Origin of the sequence: Vagococcus luciliae (assembly GCF_024637875.1) — a bacterium.
GTDB classification, from domain to species: domain Bacteria; phylum Bacillota; class Bacilli; order Lactobacillales; family Vagococcaceae; genus Vagococcus; species Vagococcus luciliae.
In genome coordinates, this window is the sequence record NZ_CP102451.1 from 1,975,654 (window position 1) to 1,995,538 (window position 19,885).

Here is a 19,885-nt window from a genome sequence, read left to right on the forward strand (position 1 = left end):
ATGTCAGACTTTCAATTAAATTTTTGCCATCTTTATGGAAATTTACTTAATACATATGGTGATAATGGTAACCTACTTTTACTAAATTACTACGCAAAAAAATTAGGTATTTCGATAGAAACAGAAATTATCAGCGTCTTTGAAGACTTTGATGATACAAAATATGATTTCGTTTTTTTTGGTGGGGGACAAGATTATGAACAAAAAATTGTTTCTGAAGACATTCAAACAAAAAAAGACTCTATCACTCGTTACATCGAAAACGATGGTGTCATGCTAGCTATTTGTGGAGGTTTCCAACTACTTGGTGAGTATTATATTGGGGCTAATGGAGAGAAAATTAATGGTATTTCTGCTCTTCCACACTATACTTTAAGTCAAGACAATAACCGTTTTATTGGTGATATCGAGATCTATAATAAGGAATTTAATGAAACTTATTATGGTTTTGAAAATCATAACGGTATGACTTTTTTAGGTGATGGTGAAAAAGCTCTTGGAGCTGTTATTAAAGGCTATGGAAATAATGGACAAGATAAAACGGAAGGCGTTATTTATAAAAATGTAATGGGATCTTATTTTCATGGTCCATTGTTAGCAAAAAATAAGCAATTAGCACTGAGATTAATCAATATGGCTATGAAAAAAAAATATCATGTCACGTTTTCTTTGGATGATTTGAATTAGAACACAAGATAAAACTTGTGTTCTTTTTTCTTATAAACAGTATATTATTAGCATTATTCTTACATTTTATGTATAATGATACTGTCATAATCTTAACAGGTTATGAAAGAATAGGAGTGAAAAAAATTGAAAATAGGCGTACCAAAAGAAATTAAGAACAATGAAAACCGTGTTGCTTTGACTCCACCATTTGTCAAAATTTTAGTGGAAAAGTCACATGAAGTATTCGTACAAACTCAAGCAGGAGTAGGTGCTGGCTTTGAAGACAGTGCATATGAAGAAATGGGTGCAACCATCGTTCAAAATCAAGAAGACGCGTGGGATGTTGATATGGTCCTAAAAGTTAAAGAACCATTAGCATCTGAATATCATTTATTCAAACCTAATCAAATTTTATTTACATATCTTCATTTAGCCCCTAATAAAGAATTAACTGATGCTTTACTAGAAAACAAGATTACAGCAATTGCTTATGAATCCGTTCGTTTACCCGATGGTTCATTGCCTTTATTAACACCAATGTCGGAGATTGCTGGTCGTATGGCGCCACAAACTGGTGCATACTTCTTACAATCTATTAACCAAGGTTCAGGTGTTTTATTGTCTTCTGTTCCTGGTGTTGAAAAGGGACAAGTCGTTATTATTGGTGGTGGTGTTGCTGGTATGAATGCTGCTAGAATTGCCATTGGTTTAGGTGCCAAAGTAAGAATTTTAGACATTAATCCACAACGATTAGCACAATTAGAAGATATTTTTGGAAATGACATCGAAACAGTGATTTCTAATTCTCATAACATTGAAAAATCAGTTAAAATAGCTGATTTAGTTATTGGTGCTGTTTTAATACCTGGACGTAGAGCACCAAAACTTGTTACCGAAAACATGATTAAACAAATGAAACCTGGTTCTGTTGTCATTGATATTGCAATTGACCAAGGTGGTATTTTTGAAACGACTGATCATGTAACAAGCCACGATAATCCAACTTATATTAGACATGACGTTGTTCATTATGCGGTTGCAAACATGCCTGGTGCAGTAGCTCGCACATCAACTCTTGCTTTAACAAATAATACGTTACCATATATTGTTAAGTTGGCTAATCAATCTTTAAAAGAAATTGTTGCAACTGATGAAGCTCTAAGAAATGGATTTAATACATACAATGGTAGTTTAAATTCAAAAGTAATTGCTGAAGATCAAAATCGTTTAGATGACTATAAACCAATCACAGAATTATTATAATGAAACTAAAGACATCATGTTTGAAAATCAACATGATGTCTTTTTTATTATCTATCCTTTTTTCCAGGCTCTGATGCGATGATATCCATATCACCTTCTAATACCCATGTGTCAATACCATTGGGAATAATGAAATGCATTCCTTTTGAGAGTTCATACGTTTGATCAGCACCGATTTTTAAATAACCAAATCCTTCAATAACACTCGCTAATGTGTATGGTGCATGAGATTCAATCTCTAATATTCCATTGACATTCCACTCAAATACATCAAAATAATCTGATTCAATAAATGTTGTCACACTTGATTGATTGTCATTTAATTGTGTGATTTCTAGTTTAGGGTCAACATGAGGAACAGTCGTCACATCAAGTGACTGCTGAATATGTAATTCACGCGTGTTTCCATTGTCATCTGCTCTGTCATAATCATATACACGATAAGTTGTGTCACTGCTTTGTTGCGTTTCTAAAATCATAATTCCACTACCAATGGCATGAATTGTCCCACTAGGAACATAGAAAAAATCACCTTTTTTAACAGGTATCCGTCTCAATAATTGATTCCACTCACCAGAGTCTATCATTTTTTTTAATTCTTCTTTTGATTTAGCATGATGACCATAAATAATTTCCGCTCCAGGTTCTGCGCTAATGATATACCAACATTCTGTTTTTCCTAATTCTCCCTCATGACTTAACCCATAAAAATCATCAGGATGGACTTGAACAGATAAATCCTCTTCAGCATCTAAAATTTTAGTCAATAATGGAAATACGTCTTCTTTTGGATTACCAAAAAGTTCCGGATGTTTTTCCCATAAATCATCTAACTTTTCTCCCTTGAACTCCCCATTTTCAACCGTACAAACACCATGAGGATGTGCACTAATTGCCCAACATTCCCCTATCGTTTTACTAGTTAATTCATAACCAAACTCAGTCGATAATTTTTCTCCACCCCAAATTTTTTCTTGGAATACTGGTTTTAAAAATAATGGTTCTACCATCTTTTTCCCCTCACCTCATCTATATTGATAAAAATAGTATATCATTTCTTGTTTAATTCGTCTGTTCTTTTTGATAAACTTCAATTAATTCATCACGTTTTCTTAAATAATCTTGTCTATTATCATAAGGATGGACTCGATTTGATAAAAAAATAAAAGCCTCTTGTTCAATAATATCTATCAACATAAAAGTACCAGTATAACCAGTATGATATAATATTGGATGTTTTTTTTCTAAATGATACTTTAAATCCCAACCTAGTGAACGAGATAAATCGTTATTCGGTGTAAAATCATTTAATAATAACATCACTGTTTCTTCTTCTAAAAATACCTCTCCATTTGGTAGCCTTCCTTTATTTAACATCATTTGAACAAATTTAAAACTATCGTCAATATTACTAAATAACCCCGCACTGCCACAGTGTTCCTTTAATTGATATGCTTTTGGATCATGTACTTCTCCTTTGATTAACCCTCGATTTTTCGTGAACTCCGTTGGCGCACATAAAGAAGTGTTTATTTTACTAAAACCACTATGCACCATATTTAAGGGGATTAAAACTTCCTTTTCAAATATATTATGAACATTCTGTCTATAAATCTCTTCAAGCATAAATCCTATTAATAACGTTCCCGTATCTGTATATTTTTTTTCTCTACCCATTTTTTTATAATCCACTGGTAACATTAACAACGCCTCTTTTAATTCTTCAGCCGATAGCTCATCTCTATTGTCAATGTACCCTGAAATAGCTGAGGTATGTGTTAACAGATGTCTTAACGTTACCTTGTCTTCATGCCATATGGGTAAATACGTATTAAAAGGCACATCAATGTTTAATTGATTTTGTTCAATTAATTTTAATACAACAGTATTAGTCATCATCACTTTCGTAAGTGATGCCATATCATATAAGACATTAGAGGTTGCTTTTTCTTTAACAGGTAAAAATTGTTTATACCCCGTATTTTCCCTTACAACATTACCTTGACTAAAAAACAAATAATTAGCACCTGGAATGATGCTTTCTTTACACAATGACTCAATAAATTGAATGGTTTTAGAATACATTCTATCTCCTTCTAATCCACAAAAAAGCTGATAATTCTAACTAGTCTTACCAGTAGAGATTATCAGCCTTCTTGCTATTTTTTGTTCTCTTTTTTAAATACAATAAACCACAAATGAATACCACTTGGATCATATAATCCAATAATTCTCTTGCCTTTATTATAGTAGAAGTCACTACCAAGTGTCTCAAGATTCTCCTTTAATGAAAGTAAATCCTCCATTGTTGGGACATCAAACGTTACGTGGTCTACTCCTAAGTCAGTATCACGAATAACAGGTGACATGTCATTTGATTGTGATTCATTAATTGCTAGCTGGTGATGATAATCGTTAACTGACAATAAATGAGTTGAACTAAAATCATCATCTTTTATTTTGAACCCTAATTTCTCAGCATAAAAATTATAAACCATTTCTAAATCCGATACTGATAAATGAACATGTCCCACTTTTGTTTCATCTGGAACTGATGTGTATTCACCTTTCACATTGTTTAAACATTGTTGAATGTTTAATTCTTTTGTTACACCATCTATTTTACCATCTACCATTGGCCACTCATCTTTTGGCTTATCCCAACTAAATTCTAAACGATTATTTTCAGGATCACTGATATAAACTGACTCACAAAAACCATGATCACTTTCGCCTTCAATTGGATAATTTAATAACATGAGATGCTTAATAAAACGAGCAAGATCGTCTCGAGTTGGAAAAACAAACGATGTATGGTTTAATCCTGTCTGAATATTTGATCCTTCCACGCCATCTGGTGTCGAAATCAATCCCAGCAATTTTCTTTTCTGGCTACCAATACCTAAGATCGCCATATCATTTTCTTCATTAATCAAATCAAACCCAACAACTTGTTGATAGAAACTTAACATTCTGTCAAAATCTTTTACCTTAATGGCAACAGAAGTTAATTTGGTGTTTGGATTTAATGAAAAGTTAACCATAATATTCATTTCCCCCTAAATTTTCGAATCAATGTCTTTTCCCTCAATATCACTTTACATTGTAACACCTTTTATCCAAGAAATTCCATTATTATATTCGGAAAATTAGATGAATATCATTTTTTTATTAAATACTTATCCCTGTCGAAAATTGACTATTATATAATTCAGCATAGAAACCGGCTTTTTCAAGTAATTGATCATGATTTCCCGTTTCAACGATGTCCCCTTGATCCATCACAATAATGTTATCTGCATCACGAATCGTTGATAATCTGTGAGCCACAACAAAACTTGTACGACCTTCTAATAATCTATCCATTGCTTCTTGTATCAATATTTCAGTTCTTGTATCAACACTTGAAGTGGCTTCATCTAAAATCAAGACATCAGGATTAACTAAAAAAGCACGAGCTATAGTAATTAACTGTCTTTGGCCTTGAGAAATGTTTGAAGCATCTTCATTTAGCACAGTGTCATACCCTTCAGGTAAACGGCGAACAAATTCATCAACACGTGCTGCTTTTGCTGCACGGATAACCTCTTCTTCACTGGCATCCATATTTCCATAACGAATATTATCAAATATCGAACCAGTGAATAGCCAAGTATCTTGTAGTACCATTGAAAAATGAGAACGTAATGTTTCACGTCTTATATTTCTAGTGTCTTTTCCTTCATAAAGAATGGCACCACCTGAAACATCATAAAATCGTTCCAACAAATTAATAATAGTTGTTTTACCCGCTCCTGTTGGTCCAACAATTGCCACTTTTTGCCCTTCGAATACATCAAGATTAAAATCTTTCATCAATAACTCACTATCATCGTACCCAAACGCCATATGTTGAAATGATACAACAGCATCAGTTGGTATAATATTTGTTTCATCTACTTCTACATTACTCATTTCTAACTCATCTAATACTTCAAAAATCCGTTCTGCTGAAGCAATAGTTGATTGAATTGTATTCAACAAATTAGCCATTTGACTAAGGGGTTGTGCGAATTGATTCGTGTATTGCATAAATGCTTGAACATCCCCTAAAGGCATATTTCCATTTGCAACCTGTATCCCACCTAATACGGCGATAAACACATAACTAATATTTTTAACAAAGTTCATTAAAGGCATGATAATGGCCGAAATAAATTGTGATTTCCAACCAGATTCATAAAGTTTTTCATTTTGAACTTCAAATACCTCAATATTTTCTTTTTCATGATTAAAACTTCTCACTACAGTGTGTCCACTATAGCTTTCTTCTATTTGATTGTTTAATAATCCCAAACTAGCTTGTTGTTTACCAAAATAGCGTTGAGATTTTGGTGCAATAATCATGGTAATGATTAAACTAAGTGGAACAGTTAATGCTGCTACAATCGTTAATTTCCAACTAATTGTTAACATCATCCACAATACCCCAAAAAACATCAAAATACTAGTGACAAATTGTGTCAATGTTTGTTGAAGTGTTGTTGCAATGTTATCCATATCATTAATGGCACGTGACATGATATCCCCATTTGAATGAGTATCATAATAAGAAACAGGAACTCGGCCCATTTTTTCTTTAAATTCTTTTCTTAATTGATACACTGTTCGTTGAGAAATACGTGTCATAATAAACTGTTGCAGAAAACTAAAAATAGCAGAAGCAACATACATCGCTAGAACAATCATTAAAATACTAGCAATTTTATCAAAATCAATATTGATTTTTCCTACTTTTCCACCACTCATCATCGTTTGTTTGGCTCTCATTAATCCAGAAAAAATTTCAGTTGTTGCTTCCCCTAATATTTTAGGTGTACGAATTTGAAATATTGTTGAGGCAGTAGCTAACACAAACACTAATGCTATTAAATACCATCGTTTTAACATATATGACATCAAACGTTTGGTTGTTTTCCAAAAATTCTTTGGTTTGGCTTTTTTTCCTTTTACTCCACCAGGTCCATGTTGTCTCATGCTATTTCCTCCTTACTCAACTGTGATGAAATGATTTCTTGATAAGTCTCGTTTGTTGCTTTTAAGTGTTGATGATCACCACGTCCTACCATCACACCATCATCTAATACAAGAATGGTATCGGCATCCACTACTGTACTAATTCTCTGTGCGACAATCACGACTATTGATTCAGTAATGGATTCTTGTAATGCTTTTCTTAAAGCCGCATCTGTTTTGAAATCCAGTGCTGAAAACGAATCATCAAAGACATATACCGAAGCTTGTTTAATCAACGCTCTTGCTATACATAGTCGTTGTCTTTGTCCTCCAGAAAAATTTGTTCCACCTTGTTCTACTTTACTATCTAATCCATCAGGTAATTCAGACACAAACTCTTTAGCTTGAGCTATTTCTAATGCTTGCCAAATCTCTTCTTCTGTTGCATTTTCTTTTCCATATTGCATATTTGACCGAATTGTTCCTGTAAATAACACTGCTTTTTGTGGAACAAAGCTAACTTTTTCACGCAGTTCATGTTGTAACACATCTTTGACATTGCATTCATCAACAACTATTTCTCCTTCTGTTGTATCAAAAAAACGGGGAATTAAATTAACAAGTGTTGACTTACCAGAACCGGTCCCACCAATAATCGCAACTGTGTCACCTTTTTTAGCGGTAAAATCAACACCAGATAGAGCGGGTTTTTCAGCACCGCTATAACTATAACTAACTTGTTTAAAAGCTAGTGAGCTATCATGACTAAATTCTTTTGGTGTATCAGGATTTTTAATATCATCCTTCATATCTAGTACTTCATTAATACGAACTGCTGAAGCTTGTGCACGAGGGACAAAAACAAAAATCATCGCCATCATGACAAAACTCATCAATATTTGCATGGCATACGTCATAAATGCCATCATGTTCCCTACTTCAAGCGTTCCAGCCGCGATATTATGACCACCAAACCAAATAATTGAAACGTTTGTGACACTAATTATTAACGTAATCACTGGTAGTAGAAATGACATTAACGTATTTACTCTAATCGCAGTATTTGTATAATCTTTATTGGCATCATCAAAACGATTTTCTTCAAATTTTGTTTGATTAAACGCACGGATAACACGAACACCTGTTAGTCCTTCACGAAATACTAAGTTCAATCTATCTGTTTTTTCTTGCAAACTTTTAAATAATGGAATAGCAAAATACATTGTCACCCCAACAACCACAATAATTAATGGGATAACGTATAAGAAAATTTTTGTTAACTCTCTATCTCGATAAAACGCTAAAATACTTGCTCCAATTAATGTGATTGGTGCATTAATCATGATTCTTAAAAACATTTGACTAACCATTTGGATTTGATTGACATCATTAGTTGTTCTCGTAATTAATGATGCTGTTCCTATCTTGTCAAACTCGCGTTGAGAAGAATATTCTACTTTTTCATAAATCTCTGAACGCAATTGTTTTCCTAATTTTTGCGCTTGCCTTGTCGCAATAAACGTATTAGCAATAGATGCTAATATACCTACAAAGGAGATACCAATCATCACAAACCCAACTTGCCAAATATACGAGATATCTCCTTTTGTTACTCCGTTATCAATAATATTGGATGTTAATGTCGGCAAATATAAATCACTCGTAATTTGAATAACCATAAATAAAATGGCTCCCAATACAGCTGGTAGAGACATTCGCTTAATAATTCTTAACATAAGTCTATCCTCCTATTTTATCTTTCGTTACCCCGTGGGCAATCCAATTTAATTTCATATTAAATTCTGTTTTAACTCTTTCAATATCAATTTCTTTACCCATTTGTTCTGAACGGTAAACTTCATTGATAGAAGCATGCATTGTATTAAACAATAAACGAAGTAATACTTTTAATTCTCTAACATTTGAAATAGCCAACGAAGAGTAATCAATCGTATTAATTAATTGTTCATACTTATGATAACGTTGTTTTTTACGACCCTTTAAATGTTGTACTGCTCTTCTTTCAGCGTCGAGTCCATCAAATATTTCACTAGAGCGCTTGTAATCCATATACATAAAAATATTTTTTAATAGTTTAGCATGTTGACTTTTTAATACTAAATGAATAAAGTAATCAAAAAATTCCTGCATGGTTAAAAATAAATTTCCTTTATTTTCTTTAAATAACTCCATAAATGTTGTTTCAGGTTCTTTCACCAACATATCACAAATGTAGTAGAATACATCATCTTTATCTTCAAAGTATTGATAAAAACTCCCTCTAGGAATATCTGCATATTTCACAATATTGGCAATAGACGATTGATGGATCGGTACAGAAGAAAATTCTTTTTCGCAAGCTTCAATAATTTTTTGTTGCTTCTCCTCTTCTAAACGAAAAAAAGTGGGTTTTGGCATAGTGATTATCTCCTTACTTTTTTATGACATGCTGTCATTATATATGACAGCATGTCATAAATCAATTATAAACCCTTAATAAATTCAAATTAGTTTATTTATCTTAACAGGTCATTTATACTTTAATTATTGATTAGTAAAGGAGTTTCACATGACAAACGAATTATATGATATTACCATTATTGGAGGAGGCCCAGCAGGTATCTTTGCCTCTTTTTACGCAGGAATGCGTCAAGCCAAAACAAAAATTATTGAATCCTTGCCTCAACTTGGCGGACAACTTAGTTTACTCTATCCGGAAAAGCTCATTTACGATGTAGCAGGATTTCCAAATATAAAAGCTCAACAATTAGTCGATCAATTAGTTGAGCAAATCAAACCCTTTCATCACACGATTTGTTTAGATGAAGAAGTTTTAGATATAAAAAAAGAAGGTGACATCTTTAAACTCACAACAAAAAAAGAAACTCACTACTCGAAAACCGTTATTATCGCTGCTGGTAATGGGGCATTTCAACCAAAACGTTTAACGACTGAAGGTCATGAATTCTTTGAGGGAAATGGATTACACTACTTTGTCACTAACATGGAAAAATTTAGAGACAAAGACATCATGATTTGTGGCGGAGGAGATTCAGCAGTAGATTGGGCATTAATGCTTGAAAAAATAGCTAAGTCAGTTATTTTAGTTCATCGCCGTCCAATCTTTCGCGCACACGAACATAGTATAGAGCTCTTAAAGCAATCGAGCGTTACCATCGAAACACCTTTCGTTATTCAAGAACTGCATGAAATTGATGGAACATTAGGTGGTGTTACCTTATTCAATCCAAAAGAAGATCTTTCAAAAACATTTCATGTTTCGGATTTATTAGTTAATTACGGATTTTCTTCTTCACTAGGGCCAATAAAGAATTGGCCAATTGAATTAACACGTCAATCAATTGTAACGGATTCTGCCACTAGAACGTCTGTTGATGGTATTTTTGCGATTGGGGATATCTCAACCTATGATGGAAAAGTTGAATTGATTGCAACAGGATTTGGTGAAGCGCCTATCGCTGTTAATCATGCAGTAAACCACATAAATCCTAAAGAACGTGTACAACCTATGCACAGTACAAGTTTATTTAAACAATAATCATACTTGTTATAACTATTTTACTGGGTTATACTATGTAACAATACAATTAAGAAGGTGTAAAAATGACGATAAAAAAAGAGACATTAAAGAAAATGTCTAGACAATTATTAATTGATCGTGGTGTCACTATTAAAGATATTGCAGAACTTGTTTATTTTCTACAAGAAAAATATGTACAAGATTTAACACTTGATATGTGTGTGGAAAACGTTGAGGCTGTTCTAAATAAACGCGAAGTTCAAAATGCTATCTTAACAGGAATTCAGTTAGATATCTCTGCTGAAAACCATCAAGTACTAGAACCTTTACAAGAAATTTTAGAAACAGATGAAGGCTTATACGGTATAGACGAAATTTTAGCTTTATCAATCGTTAATATCTATGGTTCAATTGGTTTTACTAACTATGGCTACATTGACAAAGTAAAACCAGGGATTTTAGAAACATTAAATTCACATGAAGGCAATCAAGTTCATACTTTTTTAGATGATATCGTGGGAGCTATTGCTGCTGCCGCTGCTAGTCGCCTCGCCCATTCTGAACCTGATCGATTAAACGAAAACCAGTGATGCTTCTATGCATCACTGGTTTTTTTTAATTCCTTTTTTCCTTTAATAAGTAATATCATTAAAAATAAAATAAACAAAATAAAAAACAAAGTAAAACAATGGAAAAAATATTCTTGAGGCAGGACTAAAATAATAGGATCTGTCTCAGGGTAAAAAATCCAGGCATCGTTATTAAAGAAAACTTCATGAAATAAGACAAAGAATTGATTGAAAGCAACAATCATAAAAAAAGCCAACGCTCCTAAACTTAATAAAATACCTTGTATCATTGTATTAAGAGTCCATACCATCTTATCTTTAAATAAACGATACAAATACCGTACACTTGGAACTAATGTTACCAATAAGATCGCATAGTTCAACTGAAATAATCGTTTCACTTCAACAAAATGAAATGCCCCTTCAGATGAAGTTGGAAAATCTTTCATCGATAGTTTTTTTACCCAAAAGAAATTTAAATATCGCATCAAGTCATCATAATTAGATAAAATGGTGTGTTTACTATACTCTGTGTATTCTGTAATACCTAAATAATGAATATCAAACACATATAACCATCTAGCATTAATTGTCAACGTAATCGCTAGACTTAATAAAAATAGAATTAATATAACCCTGTTTACTATCTCCTTTGATTTTACCACTAGCTATACCTGCCATTCATCTAAAGAATCAATGACCTTTGTAGGAGCAATAGGAAGTGTTGCCACATCTTCTTTTTTTGTAAATCCTGTTAAGACTAATAATGTATCTATATCATTATCAATTCCTGCTCGGATATCTGTTTCATAATTATCGCCCACCATCATGACTTCATTCGCAGCTAATTTTAACCGCTCTAAAGCTTTTTTCATCATAATTGCTTCTGGTTTCCCGATATAAGTTGCACTTTTTTGTGTTGCTGTCTCAATTCCTGCAATCAAACTTCCAGCTCCTGGCATCAAACCACGATGGGTTGGAATATTCTTGTCAGGGTTTGTGCCAATAAAGTGTGCCCCTTTTTGAATAGCTAGTGTCGCAACTGCTAATTTTTCATAGGTTAAATCTGTATCAAGAGCCACAACCACATAATCAGGATGTTCCTCATCTAACACAAATCCTGAAGAAAAGATGGCCTCTTTTAATCCCTCTTCACCAATCACATACACTTTTTTTCCTAAACCCTTATCATTCATATAATCAACTGTAGCTAAACTTGCTGTGTATATGGTATCAGCAGAAACATCAATATCAAAAGAGTCTTGTAATCTTTTTTTTACCACATGGGGTGTCTTAGTTGTATTATTGGTTACAAATAAAAAAGGTATATTCTTTTCTTTTAGTCGATCAACAAATCGCTTACCAGCCTTAATTGGCTTGTCTCCTAAATAAATGGTGCCATCTAAATCTATTAAATAGCCTTTATAAGTCATTTTTTCTCTCCTAATCTTCTTTTTTCTTTATTTTAAAGTGACGTTCTTTAGTTCCTTCTTTACTTTTAGGTGGTTTATTATTTTTTTTATTAGTCGATTGACTATTTTTTGATTGATTGCTTCCTTTAGGTTTTGTTTTTTTATTATTTTTAGCGTCATATTTTTTTTCACTAGTATGTGCTTGGTTTTTATTTTTAGACGATTTAAAGCTGGAAGAACGACCCTTTCGTTTAAAATCTCCAATTTGCTCAATAACAAAATAGGCACATCCAAAATTACAAAATTCATATAAGTAATCATTCAATGTATTAATTTTAGCATCAAGCGGTGCACTCTTAAAATCATCTTTAAAAAAACCACGCAATCTTAATTGATCATAGCCCCAATCACCAACAATATAATCATATTTTGATAAAACATCATTATATCGTTTAATAACTGTTTCATAATCAAATCCATCTCGATATTCTTTTACCAATCGATATGTCCCATCAGCTAATGGGAAAGAATCTGGATGATAATTTTCTAACATTTCCAAAAGAACTTCATCTACTTCTTCTGGCTGAACGTCGATATCTTCTACTTCTTCTAATTTTTTTATTTTTTTCGCCATCATTCTTACCTCTATCTTCTAATCATCATTTTGTTTATTTAAGTACATTGCCACACTATTCCTTAAAAAACTAGGTCCTAATATTTCAATCTTACCTGCTATTTCAATGGTAGGAAAAAATGGTATAAATGCTAAATGGTCAACTGTCACAAAACTATAATATCTATCCATTTCAATTGGTTTCCCTAACCAAAATCCTTCATGTATTTTTTCATTATAATTAAAGCCATCATACCATATTTCACCAAAATATTTTCCTCTAAATTTCATGCCGATAATAGGAAATTTAAGTAAAAAGTCACGATTTTTCACAACCTCTTTAGCCAATCTAATTAAGTCTTTTCCTTGTAGTGTTACTTTTATTAAATTCATTGGGTGAGGTAAACAGTCATGTAGGTCTTTTTCATCTATCTCTCCTGGTCCTAAATCTGTCAGAAATAATCCAGAATTAACCATCGCCACGTCACATCCACTACTTTTTTCCATGGCCTTTAAGGCTATTTTTATTAAAGAATCTCGTTTATTTAGTTTACTGGTCACGTTGCCCACATTTCTACTTTCTAACAACTGATCCCCCTGATTTTTGTAACTAGTAATTTCATTTATATCCGCAATCTCTTGTGATAATAGATTTATATCAATCGTTTTAGCTGTTTTTTTTATAATTTTTCCATTATGACACTCAATTGATACATCTCCTACATATTCTCCAAACTTACCTGCAGCACATAATAATACGCCATTTTCAATTAATCCCTTTGGTAATAGATGATGAGTATGTGCACCTAAAATAATATCAATTTGTGGGTATTCATTTGCCATTTTCTTATCATCCATAATACCTAAATGGGATAATAAAATGATAATGTCCACTTTTTCGGAAAGTTCATCAATCATCTGTTTTGCGGCTACAAATGGATCAACCACATCCCAACCAAATGGACTATAACTCAATACCATCGGTGCCGTTAAACCAAACACTCCTATTTTTACCTTTTGGGTAGTTTCCACAATAGTGTAAGGTTTTGCCCAAGTAGGATAATCATTAGTTAATTTATCTTTTAAATTACTTAAAACAATAGGAAAATTTGCTTGTTTATATAGATGATTTAATACTCGTTTACTATTTGTAATACCTTCATTATTTCCAATTGTGACAGCATCATAGTACACTTGATTCATCAAATTTACATTTGCTATGCCGTCCGTTGCTTCAGTTAAAGGGTGTACTCTATCCAGAAAATCTCCCACATCAAATCTAAAAACATCGCTTCCTTGATTTTCATATTTTTTAGTTTCCTCATTTAGCCAACGACGAATTTTAGGCCATCTTTCTAAATGTGAATGTATATCATTTGTATGTAATAAATGAATAATCTCTTTCATGACTAACATCCCTTCTCATATCTTTTATACTATCATATCTCATTAAAATTGGGTATTATGATAAATAAAGGAGTCGATTATATGGCTTATAAAATTAATAACTATTTTTTAGATATTGAACAAAAAAATCAAAAAATATCACGTATCTATTTTATTAATCCTACAGACGTATCAAATATTAATAAACCTACCGATTCCATAATAAATCAATGTCTAATTGAACTTCATGAATTTTTATCATATAATAGAAAACATTTTACTGTACCACTAGACTTAAGTACAGGAACAGCTTTTCAACAAAAAGTTTGGCGCACCTTGTTAGATATTCCCTATGGTCAAACATGTACCTACAAAGATATCGCCATAAAAATAAATCAACCAAAAGCCTATCAAGCTGTCGGACAAGCTTGTAAAAAAAATCCTATCCCAATGATCATTCCCTGTCACCGAGTCATCAGTCAATCTAGTCAACTAACAGGCTACTTTGGAACATCCGAATTTGGCTTAACGATTAAACAATCACTTATTACATTAGAAAAAGGAAATCACGAATGATTTCCTTTTTCTAGATTGTATATAATGTTTGCATATCTTTAGAAAATGTTGTTGGAAGTTTTAAAATATCTGTAAAATAATTTTCTATGCTACCAAAATGTTGGTTAATTAATTCAAATGCATAATCAAGGTAATCTTTATTAACGGTTAACATCACTAACATATTAGCCAATTGTTTAGTTGATGCTCCTTTTTCTTTCATTTCATTTAAAATCGCATCATTTGCCGCTTTTCTAGAATCATTTGTTTTCAAATAATCTTCATCTATTGCCTCTTTGGATACATTTAAACTAGATAATATCAAAGCAGCTGCAAATCCTGTTCGGTCTTTTCCAGCAAAACAATGAAATAATGTTGCTTCATTTGGCTCAGTCAAAAAATCACTTAAAAATTTAGAGTAACCTGTTTGTGCATCTTTTGATAAAACAAGCTCTTCATAAATCGTCATCATCGCTTGTTGAGGATTATATTTGGGATTTAATAATTCTTCTAGACTAGCTCCTTGATTAGCTGTTTCACCTAAAATATCAATATGCTCATAGGATACACCTGTTATGGTATCATCAGGACTTTGACTAACCTCAGTGTCCCCTCTAAAATCAACAATTTTTTTTAAACTGTATGACTTAACTAATTCTTCTTTATCTTCTGTTGAAATATGGACTACTTCACCACTTCTTAAAAATTGATGATTGACTACTTTTTTATTATCTAAGGTCACAATACCGCCTAAATCTCTAAAATTGACTAATGTATCCATTCTGTTCCTCCTAAAAAAATCATTTAATATGCTACATCTTACAGTTTACCAAACTTACGTTTTTTTTAGTAAGGTTAATTTTGAATTTTTTTCAAAAAAATATAAAAAAGTGATGAAGTTATTCACCACTTACAGTTGTCATTTGATCTGCTACATACTCAACTTTAATACTTTTAGCTATTTCTTTTAAATCTAGTATTTCTTTATTGGTTAATTTATCTTTTCCAAACATCGTTACTGAAAAGATAACATCTCCCGTCCTCCCCTTATACATCAGAGCTTTTTTATCTTTCGACGGCTGAAGAGCTTCTTCCATCACTCCTAAATATTGAACAGGTTCTTCTTCTCCCCACTTAACACCATCTAATACATAACCTGAGATATCACCATACATTTTTTGAGTATTGTCAAACGCATCTATTTGAATATAAGTATTTCGATTATTTTCCTGTTGAAAAGTTCCCCATAATGTTTGTTGGTTAAATTTCCCTTCGGATAATACATCATATTTTTCATTATTAAAACTAATTTTAGAGTGACCTACAAGCATATTATTAACAACAGTACTACGCTTTCCTTTTTTATCTTTAATTACCATACCAACCGTACTTTCAGTTGTTTCTTTTGTATCGCTTTTTTTATTTCCACAACCACTTAGACCAACTAAAAATAGAAGTAGTATTAAATATTTTATATTTTTCATTGGTTCTCCTATTAAATATGTTTTTCTTTACTATAACAAATTTAGTCTAAAAGATAAATACTACCACTCATTTGGACTCCATAATAATCCATCTAGCTCAGCTTTTGCTTGTTCAATTCGTTTATATTGTTCGCTTAAAATATCTTCTAACTCATTTAAAAAAGCACTCACCTCATATGTTTGAGTTTCTCTTTTTAATAAAGATAATTCATTTAATACCCATTCTTTTTCTTGCACTACTCATCCCTCATCTCTTCCAATGTCATCAATAAGCTATCTAACTCTAAACGATTTTCTTCTAATGCATCCCGTATTGATGATAATCGATTTTCTTCATCTTTAATGACTTGCTTTTGTTCTAATTCAACTAATCGCTTGATAGCCCAATTTTCTCTAACAGAAAAGCGACTATCCTTTTCTTTTGTCAAATAATGCTGATAGTTAATTAATAATTGTTTTTTATCATTTTCTTTTAAATAAGAAAATAATGCAATTGGAAAAGGTGTTAAATAAATCATTTGACACTTATAAGCAATTGCCTGAAAAGGTCTCAATAACTCTGAAATGGTAAAATGTTCTGATGCACCTGCTTGAAAAGAAGATAGCTTTTGCCCCATATTAATCACAATGCCCAACTCTTTATCTTTTAGAGCGTCCTTATATAATGAAGTAGTTAGTACTTTTTCTAGCCATTTGTATAAAATATCTGGTGCTGCATACCAGTACATTGGAAATTGAAAAATAATCCTGTCCTGCTTTTTTAATAATTCCTGTGTTTTGACTAAATCAAAAGTACTTAATTCCTCTTGTATATCGTATATTTCAACCGATGATAAAGAAGCACAACTTTCTTTTAAAAATGATTGCAACCCAGATTCATGTGAATTGGGATGGGCGATAACCACTAATGTTTTCATAACTCTCTCCTAATCTTTGCTATAAAAAGACCATCTGCCTGTCTCAGATGGTCACTCTTTACTTTTTATGTATTTGATGCATTAAATATCGCGTGAAGTGTTTGTCTTAAATGAAAATCAAATTCTAAATCACTTTCTTGATAACTTAGTCCTTCTGTTAGTGCTCTTGAAAAACTAGCAATCATATCATGATTTTCACTTAATTTTTTATCTGCTTCTGTTTGTCTTAAACCACTTGAAGAAGCTAACATTCGTACAATATTTGGATAACCTAATAAATCATGATAAAAATCTGCTTCTGTCGGTAACGTCAATTTCAACATGATTTTCACGTCATGATCTAATTGACTTAATTCCTCGTTTAATGCATTTTTTAAATAAATTTCTGCTTGCTTTTTGTCTGGAATATGTAACTCAATATCAGGCTCTAACATTGGTAAGTAACCTAGTGCATACACTTTTTTTGCTAAATCAAATTGTTGTTTGACCAGTTGCTTTATGCCCACTTCATTAGCTGAACAAATTAATGAACGGTATTTAAATCCAATGAAAGGGAAGTCTTTTGCTTTTTCCACTAGCTCATCAAATTCTGTTAACTCATCCATCAATTGGACACCCTCTCTAAGAGGAGCTAAACCTTGATCAATTTTCAAAAACGGCAACATACCTTTTTTATTCCACAAATAGTTTGGTACAGGTTCTGAAAAAACTGTTCTCTCTAATGCATCTTTGTATAAAATAACACCTAATACATATTTTGACGAAAACTCATCACTAATAATCATACGTGTGCGCATATCATGAATAATGTTATGCATCTCTTCAGATGTTTGATACGTTTCATCTGGCACACCATACTGTCTTAAAGCACCTGGGGTACTCAAATCCCCCTGATCCATCGCTGCAATAAATCCTGGATGTGTCTTTACAATAGTTAATGTTTTTTCATCTAGCATGTCACATTCTCCTTTAATTTTATTATGCTCATTATAATACATAACACACAAAAATTTAAATTAAATTTTGAAAATTTTCAAAAATAATTTCCTTAAAAAAGGCGTTCGCTTCTAACCTATCAAAACAGTTTCTTTTGGATAGTTAAATTTATTTCCCATATCTTTTAATTCTTTTCTTAATAAAGCATACATGACTGTATAGAGTCCTACTCGACCAATAAACATCAAACACATAATAAGTAATTTACCAAATAGAGTCAAATGAGGTGTTAAGCCCATTGTTAAGCCAACAGTCGCAAATGCAGAAACTACTTCAAACAAGACATACTCTATCCCAGAATGTTGTGGACTATATTCCGTCATAGATAATACCAACGCACTTAATAAACATAATAAACTCGCAAAGAAAAATAAGACAAAAGATTTCATCACAATATTTCGTGGAATAGAACGCTCTTGCCATTCTGCTTCATCTCGGCCTTTTAATGTACTGACTAATTGAATCAAAAGAACCCCTAATGTTGTTGTTTTGATTCCTCCAGCTGTTGAACCCGATGTTCCGCCAATAAACATTAAAACTATTGTTAAAATGAGACCTGCATAACTCATTGAACCATAGTCAATTGAAGCAAACCCTGCTGTACGAGGTGTCACACTTAAGAAAAATGAATTGGTAAGCTGTTTTACAAACGACATCTCATAAAATCTATCCGTAACAGAAAATAGTACTGTTCCACCAATCAACAAACTTAACGTAACCATCAAAGCAATTTTAGTATGTAAAGAAAAACGACGATGATCTTGCCAATGAATTAAGTCGTACCATACAATAAATCCAAATCCACCTGAAATAATAAGTCCAGAAATAACTAATAACACATAAGGATTCTGTTGATAACCTAATAAACTATCACCAAATAAATCAAATCCTGCATTACAAAAGGCAGAAACAGCATGAAATATACTATAAAATATCCCACGTTTCATTCCATATTCAGGTATAAACTGAAATCCTAATAAAATGACACCTAATAACTGAACACCAACAGAAAATTTCACCACAAATTTAAGTAATTTTACCACGCCACCATGGTTATTTAAATTAAGCATCTCTTTAATAACTAAACGCGATTGCAAAGACACTCTTTTTCGAAACATCATGGCCACGATTAATGCAATCGACATAAATCCTAAGCCACCAATTTCAATCAAAATCATCATAACAATATGCCCAAAAGGACTAAGTACTTGTGAAATATTAATAGGGGTTAATCCAGTTACGCACACAGATGATGTCGCAACAAATAGTGCATCAATATAAGTCAACTGCTTCCCTGTTTGATGACTTATCGGTAAAAATAATAGAAAAGATCCAATAAAAATAATAATTAAAAACATCAGGGTGATAAATTGGACCGTATTGAATCTTCTTAATCCCTTTTTATGACTTTCCATGTAATATGTTCTCCTCTAAACTAATCATATTGACCTATTGTACCCTTTGCTTTATACTTTCTCAACAAAA

At 32.2% G+C, this 19,885-nt stretch carries 21 protein-coding genes; 5 read left to right on the top strand and 16 right to left on the bottom strand.

Annotated features, from left to right (window positions below; translation table 11 throughout):
• Both G314FT_RS09600 and ald read left to right on the top strand, forming a co-directional pair.
• On the top strand, positions 1–687 hold the full coding sequence (locus G314FT_RS09600) for a type 1 glutamine amidotransferase (RefSeq protein ID WP_257701059.1): 687 nt from the start codon (positions 1–3) through the stop codon (positions 685–687).
• A 126-nt stretch (positions 688–813) separates the two neighbouring features.
• The gene (gene ald / locus G314FT_RS09605; protein WP_257701061.1) at positions 814–1,932 is read left to right on the top strand and encodes an alanine dehydrogenase; all 1,119 of its coding nucleotides are present in this window, start codon (positions 814–816) and stop codon (positions 1,930–1,932) included.
• A 47-nt stretch (positions 1,933–1,979) separates the two neighbouring features.
• Here the strand turns inward: ald and manA are convergent, their stop codons facing one another.
• From manA to G314FT_RS09635, 6 genes are all read right to left on the bottom strand, one after another.
• Complete coding sequence (gene manA / locus G314FT_RS09610; protein WP_257701063.1) at positions 1,980–2,942, bottom strand: mannose-6-phosphate isomerase, class I; 963 nt, start codon at positions 2,940–2,942, stop codon at positions 1,980–1,982.
• 52 nt (positions 2,943–2,994) lie between these two features.
• Entirely contained in the window at positions 2,995–4,017 is a 1,023-nt protein-coding gene (locus tag G314FT_RS09615; RefSeq protein ID WP_257701064.1) for a serine hydrolase domain-containing protein, read from the bottom strand.
• Positions 4,018–4,091: 74 nt separating this feature from the next.
• Positions 4,092–4,976, bottom strand: a complete 885-nt coding sequence (locus G314FT_RS09620; RefSeq protein WP_257701070.1) for a VOC family protein — start codon at positions 4,974–4,976, stop codon at positions 4,092–4,094.
• A 127-nt stretch (positions 4,977–5,103) separates the two neighbouring features.
• On the bottom strand, positions 5,104–6,948 hold the full coding sequence (locus G314FT_RS09625; RefSeq protein ID WP_257701072.1) for an ABC transporter ATP-binding protein: 1,845 nt from the start codon (positions 6,946–6,948) through the stop codon (positions 5,104–5,106).
• A complete protein-coding gene (locus G314FT_RS09630) occupies positions 6,945–8,663 on the bottom strand; it encodes an ABC transporter ATP-binding protein (protein WP_257701074.1) in 1,719 nt (572 codons plus the stop codon). Before G314FT_RS09630 ends, G314FT_RS09625 begins: the two co-directional genes overlap by 4 nt.
• A gap of 4 nt (positions 8,664–8,667) precedes the next feature.
• On the bottom strand, positions 8,668–9,345 hold the full coding sequence (locus G314FT_RS09635) for a TetR/AcrR family transcriptional regulator (protein WP_257701076.1): 678 nt from the start codon (positions 9,343–9,345) through the stop codon (positions 8,668–8,670).
• A 151-nt stretch (positions 9,346–9,496) separates the two neighbouring features.
• On the opposite strand from G314FT_RS09635, the gene G314FT_RS09640 reads away from it, so the two are divergent.
• The gene (locus G314FT_RS09640; RefSeq protein WP_257701077.1) at positions 9,497–10,486 is read left to right on the top strand and encodes an NAD(P)/FAD-dependent oxidoreductase; all 990 of its coding nucleotides are present in this window, start codon (positions 9,497–9,499) and stop codon (positions 10,484–10,486) included.
• 65 nt (positions 10,487–10,551) lie between these two features.
• On the top strand, positions 10,552–11,058 hold the full coding sequence (locus G314FT_RS09645; protein WP_257701078.1) for a phosphatidylglycerophosphatase A family protein: 507 nt from the start codon (positions 10,552–10,554) through the stop codon (positions 11,056–11,058).
• Between the two features lie 5 nt (positions 11,059–11,063).
• On the opposite strand, the gene G314FT_RS09650 is transcribed toward G314FT_RS09645, so the two are convergent.
• Genes G314FT_RS09650 through G314FT_RS09665 form a run of 4 tightly spaced genes read right to left on the bottom strand, consistent with a single transcriptional unit; the run spans position 11,064 to position 14,469 of the window.
• Entirely contained in the window at positions 11,064–11,702 is a 639-nt protein-coding gene (locus G314FT_RS09650; RefSeq protein ID WP_257701080.1) for a TIGR01906 family membrane protein, read from the bottom strand.
• Positions 11,703–11,705: 3 nt separating this feature from the next.
• A complete protein-coding gene (locus G314FT_RS09655; RefSeq protein WP_257701082.1) occupies positions 11,706–12,470 on the bottom strand; it encodes a TIGR01457 family HAD-type hydrolase in 765 nt (254 codons plus the stop codon).
• Between the two features lie 10 nt (positions 12,471–12,480).
• Positions 12,481–13,083, bottom strand: coding sequence for a YutD family protein (locus G314FT_RS09660; protein WP_257701084.1), 603 nt, complete (start codon positions 13,081–13,083; stop codon positions 12,481–12,483).
• An 18-nt stretch (positions 13,084–13,101) separates the two neighbouring features.
• Positions 13,102–14,469 carry a bifunctional metallophosphatase/5'-nucleotidase gene (locus G314FT_RS09665; protein WP_257701086.1) on the bottom strand — a complete coding sequence of 456 codons (1,368 nt, stop codon included), beginning with the start codon at positions 14,467–14,469 and terminating at the stop codon, positions 13,102–13,104.
• 81 nt (positions 14,470–14,550) lie between these two features.
• On the opposite strand from G314FT_RS09665, the gene G314FT_RS09670 reads away from it, so the two are divergent.
• Positions 14,551–15,024, top strand: a complete 474-nt coding sequence (locus G314FT_RS09670; RefSeq protein WP_257701088.1) for a methylated-DNA--[protein]-cysteine S-methyltransferase — start codon at positions 14,551–14,553, stop codon at positions 15,022–15,024.
• Between the two features lie 10 nt (positions 15,025–15,034).
• Here G314FT_RS09670 and G314FT_RS09675 read toward each other — a convergent pair whose 3' ends face one another.
• The 6 genes from G314FT_RS09675 to G314FT_RS09700 all read right to left on the bottom strand — a co-directional run bounded on the left by G314FT_RS09675 (position 15,035) and on the right by G314FT_RS09700 (position 19,815).
• Positions 15,035–15,784 carry a tyrosine-protein phosphatase gene (locus tag G314FT_RS09675; RefSeq protein ID WP_257701089.1) on the bottom strand — a complete coding sequence of 250 codons (750 nt, stop codon included), beginning with the start codon at positions 15,782–15,784 and terminating at the stop codon, positions 15,035–15,037.
• Positions 15,785–15,902: 118 nt separating this feature from the next.
• Positions 15,903–16,487 (bottom strand): hypothetical protein, encoded by a 585-nt coding sequence (locus G314FT_RS09680; protein ID WP_257701091.1) that lies wholly within the window; start codon positions 16,485–16,487, stop codon positions 15,903–15,905.
• Positions 16,488–16,547: 60 nt separating this feature from the next.
• A complete protein-coding gene (locus tag G314FT_RS09685) occupies positions 16,548–16,724 on the bottom strand; it encodes a hypothetical protein (RefSeq protein WP_257701092.1) in 177 nt (58 codons plus the stop codon).
• Entirely contained in the window at positions 16,724–17,404 is a 681-nt protein-coding gene (locus tag G314FT_RS09690; protein WP_257701093.1) for an NAD(P)H-dependent oxidoreductase, read from the bottom strand. The genes G314FT_RS09685 and G314FT_RS09690 overlap by 1 nt, the downstream gene beginning before the upstream one ends.
• A gap of 65 nt (positions 17,405–17,469) precedes the next feature.
• A complete protein-coding gene (locus tag G314FT_RS09695) occupies positions 17,470–18,360 on the bottom strand; it encodes a beta/alpha barrel domain-containing protein (protein WP_257701095.1) in 891 nt (296 codons plus the stop codon).
• Between the two features lie 111 nt (positions 18,361–18,471).
• The gene (locus tag G314FT_RS09700; protein ID WP_257701097.1) at positions 18,472–19,815 is read right to left on the bottom strand and encodes a TrkH family potassium uptake protein; all 1,344 of its coding nucleotides are present in this window, start codon (positions 19,813–19,815) and stop codon (positions 18,472–18,474) included.
• Positions 19,816–19,885 lie beyond the last annotated feature (70 nt).